This is a genomic window from Erythrobacter sp. S267, from assembly GCF_057365045.1.
On the sequence record NZ_CP200298.1, the window covers coordinates 924,535 to 939,531 of the forward strand.

General features: G+C 61.6%; 11 protein-coding genes. 6 read left to right on the forward strand and 5 right to left on the reverse strand.

The features are described 5' to 3' along the window. Window positions 1–11 precede the first annotated feature (11 nt). Genes AC0V6X_RS04230 through AC0V6X_RS04240 form a run of 3 tightly spaced genes read right to left on the reverse strand, consistent with a single transcriptional unit; the run spans window position 12 to window position 2,952 of the window. Entirely contained in the window at window positions 12–485 is a 474-nt protein-coding gene (locus AC0V6X_RS04230; protein ID WP_486183344.1) for an invasion associated locus B family protein, read from the reverse strand. After that, entirely contained in the window at window positions 478–972 is a 495-nt protein-coding gene (locus AC0V6X_RS04235) for a GreA/GreB family elongation factor (protein WP_486183345.1), read from the reverse strand. Before AC0V6X_RS04235 ends, AC0V6X_RS04230 begins: the two co-directional genes overlap by 8 nt. 12 nt (window positions 973–984) lie before the next feature. Next, window positions 985–2,952, reverse strand: coding sequence for a lytic transglycosylase domain-containing protein (locus AC0V6X_RS04240; RefSeq protein ID WP_486183346.1), 1,968 nt, complete (start codon window positions 2,950–2,952; stop codon window positions 985–987). Window positions 2,953–3,053: 101 nt separating this feature from the next. Between AC0V6X_RS04240 and dapA the strand changes: the two genes are divergently transcribed. Further along, window positions 3,054–3,935 carry a 4-hydroxy-tetrahydrodipicolinate synthase gene (gene dapA, locus AC0V6X_RS04245; protein WP_486183347.1) on the forward strand — a complete coding sequence of 294 codons (882 nt, stop codon included), beginning with the start codon at window positions 3,054–3,056 and terminating at the stop codon, window positions 3,933–3,935. Window positions 3,936–3,966: 31 nt separating this feature from the next. On the opposite strand, the gene AC0V6X_RS04250 is transcribed toward dapA, so the two are convergent. Beyond that, window positions 3,967–5,061: a succinylglutamate desuccinylase/aspartoacylase family protein gene (locus AC0V6X_RS04250; protein ID WP_486183348.1), complete on the reverse strand. Its 1,095-nt coding sequence runs from the start codon at window positions 5,059–5,061 to the stop codon at window positions 3,967–3,969. Window positions 5,062–5,146: 85 nt separating this feature from the next. Between AC0V6X_RS04250 and smpB the strand changes: the two genes are divergently transcribed. The 5 genes from smpB (at window position 5,147) to alaS (ending at window position 13,194) form a co-directional block, all read left to right on the forward strand. After that, on the forward strand, window positions 5,147–5,629 hold the full coding sequence (smpB, locus tag AC0V6X_RS04255) for an SsrA-binding protein SmpB (protein WP_486183349.1): 483 nt from the start codon (window positions 5,147–5,149) through the stop codon (window positions 5,627–5,629). Between the two features lie 240 nt (window positions 5,630–5,869). Further along, on the forward strand, window positions 5,870–6,403 hold the full coding sequence (locus AC0V6X_RS04260) for a DUF2062 domain-containing protein (RefSeq protein WP_486185509.1): 534 nt from the start codon (window positions 5,870–5,872) through the stop codon (window positions 6,401–6,403). Window positions 6,404–6,562: 159 nt separating this feature from the next. Then, window positions 6,563–9,022, forward strand: a complete 2,460-nt coding sequence (locus AC0V6X_RS04265; protein WP_486183350.1) for a response regulator — start codon at window positions 6,563–6,565, stop codon at window positions 9,020–9,022. Window positions 9,023–9,171: 149 nt separating this feature from the next. Then, on the forward strand, window positions 9,172–10,236 hold the full coding sequence (gene recA / locus AC0V6X_RS04270) for a recombinase RecA (RefSeq protein WP_486183351.1): 1,065 nt from the start codon (window positions 9,172–9,174) through the stop codon (window positions 10,234–10,236). 294 nt (window positions 10,237–10,530) lie between these two features. Then, window positions 10,531–13,194 (forward strand): alanine--tRNA ligase, encoded by a 2,664-nt coding sequence (alaS, locus tag AC0V6X_RS04275; RefSeq protein WP_486183352.1) that lies wholly within the window; start codon window positions 10,531–10,533, stop codon window positions 13,192–13,194. On the opposite strand, the gene AC0V6X_RS04280 is transcribed toward alaS, so the two are convergent. Then, complete coding sequence (locus AC0V6X_RS04280; RefSeq protein WP_486183353.1) at window positions 13,191–14,966, reverse strand: cation:proton antiporter domain-containing protein; 1,776 nt, start codon at window positions 14,964–14,966, stop codon at window positions 13,191–13,193. The two genes, alaS and AC0V6X_RS04280, sit on opposite strands and share 4 nt — an antisense overlap. Between the last annotated feature and the right edge of the window lie 31 nt (window positions 14,967–14,997).

The window sequence follows — 14,997 nt, forward strand, 5'->3', positions numbered from 1 at the left end:
GGCCAGTCGGCTTAGGCGCAGCCCACGACCGCCGCGTCAATCGCTGTGGCAACGCCGGCGAGGTCATAGCGATCGGTGAAGGCGCGGCCGCGTTCGTCGCGTCCCGATACGCTCATCCGAGTGGCGGAGCGCACGGCAGCAATGATAGCTGCGTCCATGCGGGCATCTTGAGCCCAGGCGTTGCGGCCATTGGCGGCGAGCTGGAAGCGTTCGTCTCCGATCCGCAGAGTGACTTCGGCACCCTCGGCCACGGAGCGCGACAAGCGGATGTGGAGCTGGGTGCGGATACCTGCGTCGGGCCAGCTGGCAATGCTGGCGAAAGGACCGGCATCGGACGATTCGCGCGGTTTGGCGATGGCATAGCAGCGCGCAGGGCTGTCATCGCGGAATGCTCCCCATGCGCCGTAGATGCCAAGGCTGTCCTTTGCGGCGAGGGGGGCTGTCAGCGTGGCGGCGATAGCCAAAGGGAGGAGAAATCTAGTCATAGCTGATTGCCATTACCTCCCACTCTTTCAGACCGCCGGGCAGACGGACAGTGCGCAACTCTCCGATAGAAGCGCCTTTCAAGGCTTTGGCAATGGGAGAGGACCAACCGACCAGACCCTTGCCCGCATCCTGCTCGTCGTCGCCCACGATGGTGATTGTGCGGCGTTCATCGTCCTCATCGGCGAGCTCGACTTTGGCTCCGAAAAACACGCGCGACCGGTCGGATTGCTGCGCCGGATCAATCACGCGGCACGCCTTCATGCGCTTGGCGAGATAGGCCAGCTCGCGGTCGATCTCACGCATGCGCTTGCGCCCATAAAGATAGTCGCCGTTCTCCGAGCGGTCGCCATTGCCCGCCGCCCAGCTGACGATCTCGACAATCTCAGGCCGTTCGGTGCCAAGCAGATGATCATAGCGCGCCTTGAGCGTCGCCATCCCCGCCGGGCTGATCGGCGGGCCGGAATTGAGCTTGGAAGGAGCGCTCACGCAGGACTTGCCTTACGGTAGGAAGCTATCGACCGGGCGAGGGATACCCGCTTGTTGCGGATACATATGCGAATAGCTCACCGCATTGCCGATGACGCGCATGACGTAGTAGCGGGTCTCGAAATTGGCGGGGATCTTCTCGACCCAGGTCACCCAGTCGATATCACCTCGGCGCGGATCACCGTTAAGGCGTAGCCACTGGTTCACGCGGCCGGGTCCTGCATTGTAGGCGGCCACGGCAAGCGGATAGGCGCCGCCATAATAGTCCATCATCCGCGCGAAATAGGCATCGCCCAAAGTGATGTTGTAATCGGTGTCGGAGAACAGGCTCGCTGAGAGATAGCGCCGCCCAATCATCCCCGATTGCTCGCGCGCAGTGCCCGGCATCAGCTGCATAATCCCGCGGGCGCCTGCATGGCTTTGGCGGGTGCGGTCAAACTCGCTTTCCTGACGGCTGATCGCGTGGACCATCGTCCAATCGTTCACGACCGGAGTGGGGTATGTGGGAAAGCCAATCCGCTCATATCCCGCAAAGCCATTCGCGCCCGCTTCCATGCCGACGACGACCGCCATTTCTGGCAGGTTCAGTTCTTTTGCCAGAGCCTCGACCATGAGCAGTTCTTCCTCGGTCTTTGGCATATTGCCGATCGCTTGGAAGAAGCGCCGCTCGGTCTGCCAACGCCCACGATTGTTGGCGATGTGACGCAAGGCTTTGACGAGAGAGCGGTTCTCGAATTCGTGGGCAACGTCCACATCCACCGCCGTCACGGCTGGCAACTCAGCAAAGTCAGGCATCGGCTTGCCCAGTGCGCTGATCGAGAGCTGGCCGTAATAATAGTGCGGATACTCAGCGGCCATCTCGAAATAGCGCACCGCGTCTTGCTCAAGCCCGGCTGCACGCGCGGCGCGGCCTGCCCAATAGAAGCCCTTCGAACGGGTCAGAGGCGTGCGCGCTGCTTGGCCATAGCGCAGGAACAAGGGCGCTGCCGCTGCTCCATTGCCGAGCCGCCACAAGGCGTTCGTGCCGCCCTTCCACATCAGATCGGTGTAGCGGTCGCGCAGGGCGAAAGAGCCCTTGGAAATGTCAGTGCCCGGTGCAAACAGATCGTCGGTTTTGCTCGCAATCTGCACCGTCGTCGTCGCGCCTGCCGCCGTTGCAACGGTGAGCATGTCGCCGACCATCTCCGCCGGGTCATGCGCGGGCGCTGCAAAGGCTGGACGGTTGGCGAGCAAATTGATCGCCGCCTGTGTTTGGCGCTTCGACTGATAGTAATTGACGAGGTTGTGGACGTAGCCTGCGTCGGTTTGTGCGTCCGCCGGGACCGCCAGCCCCGCCGCGCTCGGCAAGCTTCCACGCACCAGAGCAATCCGCGCCATGGCGAGGTCGCGGTCTTCCGGCGCCAAGTTGATGATCTGCCGCTCTGCCGCGGCTGCCTCACCCTGCCACAGCAAAGCATCGACGCGGGCGCGGTGATCGTCTGTGGTGAGCTGGCTACCATAGAGGCCGAGGATATAGGCCTCTGCCGGTTCGCTCATATCCCCGCCGCGCCATGCCGCGCGGGCAACATCGAAGGCTTCCTCACGTTGGACCGCTGCGAGGGTTAGAGCATACAGCGCGCGGCCATGATTGGTGAGCGGCGGGTTGGCGTCGAAAAAGGCCAGCACATCCGCTTGCGCTGGCACCGCATCGTCGAGCGTCCGCTCGGCCTTGATCCGCAGCACTTCGGTGCGCGGAAAGTCAGGATAGGCGAGGATGAAGCTGGCATATTCGTCAAAGGAATATTCCCCGGTCCCATGCAATTGTTCCCATGTCGCAATCGCTGAGCCGATCTGGCTCGGCGCTTTTGCCACAAGATTGCTGCGTGGGCTGTCGGGGCCCATCTGCGCAGATGAAGGCGTGGCAAGTGCTCCCAAAGACGCCGCAGCAAGAGCCGCGATCGCGATAGGGCGTGAGAGCAAATTGCTGACCATGCTGGACATAGTGCGGGGAGGCTCCTTATCAGGCGCTGAACAGAGGTAGGGGAATGTCAAAACGTCCCCCCATGTTCCATACTTATTTGTTTTAAGACAGGGAAAAAGCAATGTTCAGCGGCTCGATACCCGCTCTGGCGACTCCTTTTAGCGGTGGATCGTTTGATGAGGCTGCGTTTCGCAAGCTCGTCGACTGGCAGATCGACAATGGCAGCTCTGGCTTGGTGCCATGCGGGACCACTGGAGAAGCCTCGACGCTGAGTAACGCAGAGCACCACCGCGTGATCGAGGTGTGCATAGAGCAAGCCGCAGGCCGGGTGCCAGTTATCGCGGGTTGCGGGTCGAACGACACGCGCAATGCGGCGCTGCATATGAACTTTGCAAAGAAGGCAGGCGCGGCGGCAGGCCTTTGCGTTGCTCCCTATTACAACCGTCCGAGCCAGGCGGGCCTGATCGCGCATTTCAGCTATCTGGCGGAAGAGTGCGACCTGCCCATCGTGCTCTACAACGTGCCCGCGCGCACCGTGACAGACATAGAGGACGAGACCGTGGTTGCTCTCGTCAAGAAATACCCTGAGCAGATCGTCGCCATTAAGGACGCCAGCGGAGACCTCTCCCGCGTCGCTGACCACCGCATGGGCATCGGGCGCGAGTTTTGCCAGCTGTCAGGCAATGATGAACTGTGGCTGCCGCACAATGCGGCTGGGGGTAGGGGAGCGATCTCCGTCACCGCCAATGTCGCGCCCGCTCTGTGCGCTGAGTTTCAGGAAGCAATCAACAACAATGAGCTTAAGAAAGCGCGCGACCTCAACGACCGCCTCTTCCCGTTGCACTACGCGATGTTCTCAGACGCCTCGCCAGCGCCGGTCAAATACGCGCTGAGCCGCGTCCACGACTGGTTCTCCCCCGAAGTGCGCCTGCCGATTGTCGAGGCGAGCGCGGAGTCGCGCAAGGCTGTCGATGCCGCGCTGGAGCATGCGGGATTGGTTTGATGCTCGGCTACGCCATTCATCGCGCCCGAGACTAAAGCACTTCGTCTTCGTCCAGCAGCACTTCGGCAAAATCGTCCGATTCGGTGGCGTAGATCGCATCGGCTAGGTCTTCGATCCGGGCGCCGACGCGTTCGGGGTTGGCGACCTGTGCGATGTGGAACAGCGCGTCGCCCTGATGAACCACTGGAAGCGTCGCGTGACCGATGATGATGCCGTCAATCGGACTAACGATCTCGAGTGGTTCCTCCCCAAAAAGCCCAGCGACAGCGGCGAGCAGATCGCCCTCTCGCACAGCATCGCCTGATTTGCGGACCCGGTGCGTGACCCCGCCGCGGGGCGCTCTGACCCATTGCGTCTTTTTTGAGCGAGCAGGCAGAGCCGGTTCGGTGAGGCTGATGTCCTCGCCGATCATTCCCATCTGGTGAAGCACACGGACAACGCCGGCGACGCCGGTTTCGATTGAGAAGCGATCAAAGCGCAGCGCCTCTCCCGCCTCCATCAGCAGCATGTCGACGCCTTCCTTGGCGGCCAGAGCTCGCAAGCTTCCGTCACGCAGGGGGCTTTCGATAATCACAGGCGCGCCAAAGGCGGTGGCGAGCTCGACCAGTCTCTTGTTGCCAGCCGCGATGCGGATCTGCGGCAGGTTGTAGCGGTGGACGGCGGCAGAGTGGATGTCGATGCCAAGGTCCGAACGGCTCACCACTTCGTTGAAGAACACATGCGCGACCTGCCCGGCGAGCGAACCGCTCGAAGTGCCGGGGAAAGACCGGTTGAGGTCGCGCCGGTCGGGTAGGTAACGTGTATGGGCGAGAAAACCGAATATGTTCGCCACCGGAACAAGCAGCAGCGTGCCGGAAAGCTGTTCAGGAGATATCATGTTTGCCAGGCGCTGGATCACGGCGGTGCCGACAATCTCATCGCCATGAATTGCGGCACTGATAAAGACGCAGGGCCCAGGCTTGGCACCATGGACCACCCGGACCGCAAGCTGTGAGCTGAAACCCGTCGCCATGGTTGTGATTGGCAAGCCGATATCGACCTGTTTTCCCGGCGCGATGACCTCACCGCCGATTTTGAACCCCTTTGGCTTTGCGACTGCTTTGGCTGGTGTATTTGACGCGGTCATTGTGGATTGATCCCCTTGGCGGCCCGATTGTGCTCAAAAACGTCGGTTGGCAAGCGCGAAGTCGCGTCCTATCTGCCACCCCACCATGGCACGCCCCAAACCCGAAACCTTCGACAAGCAAAAGACCGTCGCGGAAAATCGCCGCGCGCGGTTTGATTATGCGATTGAGGAGAAGTTTGAAGCTGGCCTCGCTCTGCAAGGGACCGAGGTGAAGGCTTTGCGGGCGGGGCAAGCGACGATTGCGGAAAGCTATGCCGAAGTGCGCGATGGGGAGGTGTGGCTGATCAACGCCAACATCCCCGAATATTCGCACGGCAACCGCCTCAACCACGAACCGCGCCGCCCGCGCAAGCTGCTGTTGAACTCGCGCGAAATCGGGAAGCTGTTCGGCGCGGTCGAGCGCAAGGGCATGACGCTGGTGCCGCTATCGGTCTATTTCAACAGAACGGGCCGGGCAAAAGTCGAACTCGCGTTGGCCAAGGGTAAGCAGGCCCATGATAAGCGGCAATCGATCAAAGAACGCGATTGGAAGCGCGACAAGGCGCGGCTGATGCGCGATCGCGGCTAGGTTCGAATCGCCAAAAGCTTAGCGGAAAAAATTCCCGCAATAGGCAATTCACCCATTGGTCAGATGCAGCGTGATACCCATATCGTCACTCATGGTGCTCGATACGCTCTTTGGCGAAGGACGCTTGCAATCCTCTAGCGCGAGGCGCAGGGGAGCCGCGATCCTATGAGCGCCCATTCTTCCTCTCCTGGGTTCTTCTCGAACCCCTTTAAGTGGACCAGCCACAAGCTGGGTCGCCACATGCCCAAGCGTGAGGAGATGGCGCGCAACAAGTATCTGCGTCCCATTGCGCACCGGTTCCTGTCGCCAGAGCTGTGGCGCTTTACCCGCCGCTCGGTCCCCCGCGGCGTGGCGTTGGGCCTGTTTGCAGCCTTTATCATACCGGTGGGGCAGATTTTCCTCGCCGCGTTTCTGGCTCTGCCTGCGCGTGCCAATGTGCCGCTCGCTGCGATGGTCACGTTTGTGACCAACCCGCTCACGATCGCCTTTTGGGCTGTGGTCGCCAACCGGGTTGGCAATTTTATGCTGCAAATCGACGCAGTGACTGTGGAGATGTCTTCCTCCAAGATGGGGACGTCTTGGTGGGGCTCAATTGTTGACTTCTTCCAGATGGCTGGCGTGACCGTTGTGGGCTTCTTTGCGCTTGCCGTGGTCAGTTCCTCGCTCGGCTATCTCTTTTCTGGCGCGATCTGGCGCCTTATCGTTGCACGCAGGCGGGCAAAACGTCTGAAAGGGATGGAAGACCGTCTCGACCAGCGTCTCGGCGCTGAGTAAGCTGTCGGTCTTCGCCGTGAAAGCTCAGTTGCCTGCGCTTTGACATTGCCCATTCGTTAGAGCGGTAGCCTGTCCCAAGTGAACTCCGAACTCGCCCATCCCATGTTGCGACCTGCCGATACTGACGAGGGTTCGATATCCGAGTCGGGCAAGCGGCTTATGATAGCCGTCGCACTGGCTTTGCTGGTGAGCGCTGGCGTGCTGTTCGCTGTGACTTCCGACTGGGTGCTGACGGCGGCCTATGCGGCGGGGCTTGTCGTGCTGCTGCTTGGCGCGCTCGCTTTTGAGCGGATGAGCGGGCAGGCCACGGTCACTCAGCAAGCCGCGCCCGATTGGTCAGTCACCGTCGCTGCGATTGAAAGCCAGGGCGGCGCGTTCGGCGGTGCTGGGGGCAATGGCCTCGCCATCGCCATCACCGACCGCGCCAATCGCCTCGTTTGCGCCAATAGCCTGTTTGTCGAGCAATTCGGGAGTGAGACCGCTCCGCCCGCCTTGGACATTGACCGGCCTGAGCTGGAAGCGATGACCAAGCTCGCGCGGGAGACCTGGCGCGATGGGATGGGCGCCATGGAACGGCTTGCGACCCAAAGCGGTGAATGGCGGGTCCAGGTTACTCGGGCAGGGCGCGGCGACGATCACCTGATCTGGACGTTCCAGAAGACGCTCGCACCGCAGCGCGATGCGCTCGCCGATATCAATCTTGGCGGGCTGCTCGGCACTATGCTGAGCCGCGCGGGGATTGAGGCGGCGATCACTGGCGCGGATGGCGCGATCCGCTCGGTCAGCCCCGGATTTGCGCTGCGTGCCTCGGGCGATGAGAGCGCGACGCTTGCGGGGCAGGACTTCGTCTCCTTCCTGCGCGCGGATGAGCGTGACCGCATCTTCTTTGCAAGGGAAGGTCGGGCGGGCACTCCGCAAACCCTGATTGACGTGCCTTTAAGCGAACCCTCTGCGGCTGGTGAAGCCCCTGGCCCGGATGATGGCGCGACCTTGATGCTGCTCGTCGATGGCGGGGTTGGTATTGGCGGAGCGTGGGATGGTTCTAGCCAAGCGGGCGTTGCCCAGTTGGAGGCGCTGTTGGCGCAGCTCCCGCTCGGCCTTGCCATGACCGACCGCGATGGACGATTCCTGTTCGGCAATGACGCCTTCCTGCGCTCGGTTGAGCGGGAAGGGCGCGGGCTTCCTGCATTCCCCACCGATCTTGTGGTGAGAGAGGATAAGGCCGCACTCTCCGACGCCGTGCGCCGTCACGGGCGCGGGCCTGCAACCAGCGGCGATATGGCCGTGCGGCTGGTTGGGCAACCGGATGAGCCTGTCTCCATGGGCCTTGCCGGAGTGCGCGGGCTGGGTGAGGCAGCGGTGCTGCTCAGCCTTGCGGACACGTCGGAAGAGACGCAGCTCAAACGGCAGGTGGCGCAAGCGACCAAGATGCAGGCGGTCGGCCAGCTCGCAGGCGGCGTCGCGCATGATTTTAACAATGTCCTCACCGCAATCATCGGCACGTGCGACCTCATGCTACTGCGCCACACGCCGGGCGATAGCGACTATGACGACATCCAGCAGATCCGCGCAAATTCCAACCGAGCCGCCTCGCTGACGCGCCAATTGCTCGCCTTCTCGCGCCAGCAGACCTTGCGGCCAGAGATCCTCCAATTGCCCGACGTGGTGAGCGAGGTTGGCCCGCTGATCACGCGGCTGCTTGGAGAGAAGATCGACTATTACGTCCAGCATGACCGCAATCTGGGTGCGGTGCGGGCTGACCCGCAGCAGCTTGAGCAGGTCATCATGAACCTTGCAGTCAACGCGCGCGACGCGATCAACGCCAACGGCCCGCATGGCCGCGCGGTCAATGGCAAGAAGCAGGGGCGCATCTCTCTCCTGACCCGCTCGATCGGAGCCAGCCAGGTGGTTAAGCTCGGCTCGGAAGTCCTGCCGCCGGCGGATTACACTGTCCTTATTGTCGAGGATAATGGCGGCGGCATCCCGACCGAAGTACTGCCCAAACTGTTTGAACCCTTTTTCACGACCAAGGAGCTGGGCAAGGGCACCGGCCTCGGCCTCTCCACCGCCTACGGTATCGTCAAGCAATCGGGCGGCTTCATCTTTGCGGACAATGTGAGTGATGCAAATGGCCGGCCCAAGGGCGCTCGCTTCACGATCTACTTCCCGGTCCACAAGGGCGAGACGCCGCGCCGCGCTGAGCCTGAGGTTGAAGAGGCCTCGTCAGACTGGTCAGTCGGCGGGCGTATCCTGCTGGTCGAGGACGAAGACATGGTCCGCGCCGTCGCCGAGCGGGCTCTGTCGCGCGCAGGCTACCAAATCGTCGCCTGCGCAGACGGGGAAGAGGGGCTTGCCGCGATCAAAGCGGACGAAGATTTCGATATCGTGGTGAGCGATGTCGTCATGCCGGGAATGGACGGCCCCGCCATGGTCCGTGCCATTCGTGAGCTTCATCCCGACATCCCTGTGCTGTTCATGTCCGGCTATGCCGAAGAATCGCTGCGCAAGGATATCGACGTGCCCAACATGCATTTCCTGGCCAAACCGTTCAGCGTTGCCGCCATCAGCGACAAGGTTGGAACAGTCATGCGCAGCGCAAAGCACTCAAAAGACGCATAAAACCGCCTTCTGGAAAAAAGTTTTGTTCCGCTCTTGTTCTAATGGAACAAATGGGATACAAAATGTCCAACAGGGGGCGACATCGGGGTCTCTCCAGTAGCTGGTTAAAACTCGATAACCGGCTCTATGCTTTAGAAGGAGCGCATGCGATGGCTACTCAATTGAAGCTGGTAGAGAAGGAAAAAGGCGTGGACCGTCAAAAGGCACTTGATGCCGCTCTTGCACAGATTGATCGGGCGTTTGGTAAAGGCTCGGCGATGAAACTCGGCTCGAAAGAGGCGATGGAGGTCGAAGCCATTTCGACCGGTTCGCTGGGGCTGGACATTGCGCTTGGAATTGGCGGCCTGCCCAAAGGCCGCGTGATTGAGGTTTATGGCCCGGAAAGCTCAGGCAAAACGACTCTGGCGCTGCATGTCATTGCAGAGGCTCAGAAAGCGGGCGGCACGGCGGCTTTCGTCGATGCAGAGCACGCGCTTGACCCGGTCTATGCGAAAAAGCTGGGCGTCGACATCGATGAACTGATCGTCTCGCAGCCTGACACGGGTGAGCAGGCGCTTGAGATCACCGACACTCTGGTTCGCTCCAATGCGGTTGACGTGCTGGTGGTGGACTCGGTGGCGGCTCTGGTGCCGCGCGCTGAGATTGAAGGCGAAATGGGCGACTCGCATGTGGGCCTCCAGGCGCGCCTGATGTCGCAGTCGCTGCGTAAGCTCACCGGCTCGATCAACCGTTCGAAGTGCATGGTGATCTTCATCAACCAGCTGCGCATGAAGATCGGCGTGATGTACGGCAACCCAGAGACGACGACGGGCGGTAACGCGCTTAAGTTCTACGCCTCGGTTCGCTTGGACATTCGCCGCACCGGCCAGATCAAGGACCGCGATGAAGTGATCGGCAACTCGACCCGCGTCAAAGTGGTCAAGAACAAGGTCGCCCCGCCGTTCAAACAGGTCGAATTCGACATCATGTATGGTCAGGGGATCTCCAAAAACGGAGAGATTCTCGACCTTGGTGTCAAAGCGGGCATCGTTGAGAAATCGGGCAGCTGGTATTCCTATGACAGCGTGCGGATCGGGCAGGGGCGTGAGAACGCCAAGACCTACCTGAAAGAAAACCCCGAAGTTTGCGACAAGTTGGAAGCCGCCATTCGCGGTAAAACCGATGAGGTCGCCGAGGAGATGATGACAGGGCCGGACGCGGACCCCGAAGACTGATCCTCAAGCGGGCGCTCTGCCGCGCGACAAGCGTCATAGGTGGAGCACTACAAGAGCGGGTTTCTCCCGCCGCCCGGAAACACGGAATGCCGGCGTGGACCCATCCTTTCCCCGAGGAATACGGTTCGCGCCGGTTTTTCGTTGGGGTTTTTCGTTGGGTTTCGGCGTTTGCGGATGTTGCTTCGCCGGTTGGCACCCGATGAGGCGGGCCGCTCTGCAACATCGATCAAACGAATATCACTTACGCTCGCGCTATGGCTTGTCGCTGGGCGCAGCTTTGCCTAACTGCGCTCTATGACTTCGACCAACGATATTCGCCGGTCCTTCCTCGACTTCTTCGGAAGCGAAGATCACGTGGCTGTGCCCAGTGCGCCTCTGGTGCCGTACAACGACCCCACGCTCATGTTCGTGAATGCGGGCATGGTGCCTTTCAAGAACGTCTTCACGGGTCTTGAGACACCTCCGGGACCGCGCGCGACTTCCTCGCAGAAATGCGTGCGCGCTGGCGGCAAGCACAATGATCTCGACAATGTCGGCTACACGGCACGCCACCACACATTCTTCGAAATGCTCGGCAACTTTTCGTTTGGCGACTATTTCAAAGAGCAGGCGATCCTCAACGCCTGGACCCTCCTGACCAAGGAATGGGGCTTGGCACAGGACAAGCTCCTTGCGACCGTTTACCACACTGATGACGAGGCGTTCGACCTGTGGCGTAAAATCTCCGGCTTGCCCGAAGATCGCATCATCCGGATCTCAACCAACGACAATTTCTGGTCGATGGGGGAAACCGGGCCTTGCGGGCCGTGTTCGGAAATTTTCTACGACCATGGCGACCACATTCCCGGAGGCCCTCCCGGCAGCCCGGATGAAGACGGCGACCGTTTTATCGAGATTTGGAACCTCGTCTTCATGCAGTTTGACCAATCGGCGGACGGCACGCGGAGCGACTTGCCCAAGCCCTCGATCGACACCGGCATGGGGCTCGAAAGGATCGCTGCGGTCATGCAGGGCGTGCATGACAATTACGACACCGACACATTCAAAGCGCTGATCGCGGCTTCCGAAGGCCTTACTGGCGTTGCTGCAAACAGTGACACCACCGCCTCGCACCGAGTGATCGCGGACCACTTGCGTTCGACCTCGTTCCTGATGGCCGACGGCGTGCTGCCCTCAAATGAAGGGCGCGGCTATGTCCTGCGCCGGATCATGCGCCGCGCGATGCGTCATGCGCATCTGCTTGGGGCGAGCGAGCCTCTGATGCATCGCCTCGTACCCTCGCTCGTGACCGAAATGGGCCAGGCCTATCCCGAATTGCAGCGCGGTCAGGCGCTGATCGAAGAGGTCCTGCTGCGCGAAGAAACGCAGTTCCGCAAGACGCTGGAGAAGGGCCTCAAGCTGCTCGACGAAGCGACCGGCGACATGGCGGAAGGCGGCACCCTCGACGGCGAGACCGCCTTCAAACTCTATGACACTTACGGCTTCCCCTACGATCTCACCGAAGACGCTCTGCGCGCTCGCGGGATCTCAGTGGACTCCGACGGGTTTGACGCTGCCATGACCCGCCAAAAGGAAGCCGCGCGTGCAGCCTGGAAGGGCTCAGGCGAAGCGGCTTCGGGCGAGGTTTGGTTCGACATTGCGGAACGCGAAGGCGCAAGCGAGTTTACCGGTTACGCCGCGACCTCGGGCGAGGGCCGCGTGGTGGCCATCGTCAAAGACGGCGCGGAAGTTGCGAGCGCGAAGGCGGGTGACGCGGTCGTCATCCTCACCAACCAAACGCCTTTCTATGGCGAGAGCGGTGGCCAAACCGGCGATACCGGAGCGATCTCGACGCCTGATGGGTTGATCGCGCAAGTGACAGACACCAGCAAACCGCTTGGGCGCTTGCACGCGCATCATACGACGATCACCGCTGGCGAGGTCAGCGTGGGCGACAATGTCCAGCTGGAAGTCGACGCCGTGCGGCGCGATCAGATCCGCGCCAACCACTCGGCAACGCACCTCGTTCATGCCGCTTTGCGCAACCAGCTGGGCGACCATGTGACCCAGAAGGGTTCGATGGTCGCACAAGAGCGTCTGCGGTTCGACTTCTCGCATCCCAAGCCGCTGTCGCCCGAGGACATTGAGGCCATTGAGGCTGAAGTGAACGCGGAAATCCTTGCAAATGAGCCGGTCTCCACGCGCCTGATGAGCCCTGATGACGCCGTTGAGGCAGGGGCTCTGGCGCTGTTCGGCGAGAAATATGGCGACGAGGTACGCGTCCTTTCCATGGGGCGCGCGGGCTCTGCTGGCCGCAATTACTCGGTCGAGCTCTGCGGTGGCACCCACGTCACTGCGACGGGCGATATCGGCCTGTTCCGGATCGTCTCTGAGAGCGCCGTCTCCTCTGGCGTGCGCCGCATCGAAGCGTTGACCGGCGATGCTGCGCGCACCTGGCTTGTGGACCGCGAAGAGGCGTTGAAAGCTGCGGCCAGCGCCATTCGCGCAACCCCAGAAGAGGTGCCTGCGCGGATTACGGCGCTTCTTGATGAGCGCAAGAGGCTTGAGAAAGAGTTGGCAGAGGCGAAGAAGGCGCTTGCGCTGGGCGGCGGCGGCAATGCGGGGGGCGATTCTGGCCCGTCTGACGACGAGGTCGGCGGCATCACCTTCAGCGGCCAGGTGCTCGAAGGGTTGAACCCCAAGGAACTGCGCCCGCTGCTTGATGAGACCAAGGCGCGGCTCGGCACAGGGATCGCGACGATTGTCGCGGTCAATGATGGCAAGGCCAGTATCGCGGCTGCCGTCACCGATGATTTGACTGAGCGGTTCAGCGCGGTCGATCTGGTGCGCGCAGGGGTCGAGGCCTTGGGCGGGAAGGGCGGCGGTGGCCGTCCCGACATGGCGCAAGGCGGCGGTCCTGATGGCTCAAAAGGCGCAGAGGCAATCGCGGCGGTGCGCGCATTTCTTGAAAGCGCTTAGTCTGCCGCGTCACCAGCGGTGCTGGAGCGCAATTTGGGCCGTTGGTTGAGCCCGCCTTGAACCTCGATCTGCTCGCGATATTCGTCGCGCTTTTCGTGGATTGAGGCGATCACCGGTCCCATCGCGACGCCGATATCGACCAATACGGCTTCCGACAATTGCAGCGAGCTTTCGAGCGTTTCGGGCACGGCATGGCTGGCCCCGGCGCGGTAAAGCAGCACGGCGTGATCAGTGTCGCGCGCGCGGGCGACGATCAGCAGATCAGGGTGGCTGGCGCGCAATTTTGCGACGAGCCGCTGGGCAAGCACAGGCTCATCCATCGTCAAGACCACGGCGGGAGTGGTCGCCAAACCCAACCGGTCGAGCGCATCGCCCCGCGCTGCGTCTCCGAAAGTCGCGCGATACCCGTCGCGTCTTGCTCGGTCGATAAGGTCGGGATCGGAATCGAGCACCACATAGGGTTGGTCATGCGCGGTCAGCATGTCGGCGATCATGCGTCCGACGCGTCCGCCCCCGATGATGATGGTGCGGGCTTCCTCGTGGTCATCTTCTTCTGGCAGTTCAGGAGCCGCCTCCACCCGCCGGGCGATCACGCGGCCCAGCTTTGCTAGCAGCGGCGTCACCGTTAGGCCAATGGCAGTGACAACTTGCCAGAATTGCGCGGTCTCTGTGTCGATGACCAAGGCGGTGGTGGCAGCGGCGAGGACGATCAACGTCGTTTCGCTGGGGCTCGCCATCAGCACGCCGGTCTCTGCCGCAGTCGAGCGCCGCGCGCCCATCATGCGCAGCAGCACGCCGGTGACGATAGCCTTGAACACGAGCACGCCCACCACTGCGGCAGCGATAGTGCCAAGGTCTTGCCAGATTTCGGCAAGGTTGATGGTCATCCCGATGGTGATGAGGAAGACGCCCAGCGCAAGGCCCTTAAACGGCTGCATGATGCTTTCGACTTCGCCGTGATACTCAGTCTCTGCGATCAACAGGCCGGCAATCAGTGCGCCGACGATGGGTGAAAGACCGGCAGCCGATGTCGCAAGGCTCGCGCCGATGACGACGAGGAGCGAGGCGGCGAGGAACAGCTCGGGGCTCTTGGTGCGGGCAGCCTGGCTGAATAGGCGGGGCAGGGCGACGCGCCCCACGACCAGCAGGACAAGGATAACGAGACCACCTTGGACCAGCGTGGTGGTCAACCCGCTCACCCCGTCGGCAGCGGCATTGGGTGCAAGCGCGCCGAGGATGAAGATGATCGGGACGATCATGATATCCTCAAACAGCAACATCGACAGCGCCGCGCGTCCGACCGGGCTCTTCGTGCCCGATATCGGCAGCACAATCGCGGTGGAAGAGAAGGCCAAGGCAAAGCCCAGGGCAAGTGCCGCCGTGCTGCTCATCCCGCTGTAATAGCCAAAGAAAGCCGCCGAGACGCTGCCGATGATCAGCAGCTCCAGACTGCCAAGACCAAACACCAATTTACGCAATTGCCACAGGCGGTTGAACGACAGCTCCAACCCGATGGCGAACAGCAGAAGGATAATGCCGAAGTCCGCGAAGGGGGCTAATCGTTCCGGGTCGGATATGGTTATATGTCGCAGCCAGTCATACTCGCCCACCAATGTGCCAAGCCCATAAGGGCCGACCAGAATACCGATCAGAATGAAGCCGATGATCGGCGTGATCCGAAAGCGCGCGAAGACCGGGATGACGATCCCCGCCGCGCCCAGAATCACGAGCGCGTCCGACATAACCGGAGAGAGGGTGAGTTCGCCTGCCATCGGTCAGGAAGTACTGCAATGCGTGCGGACT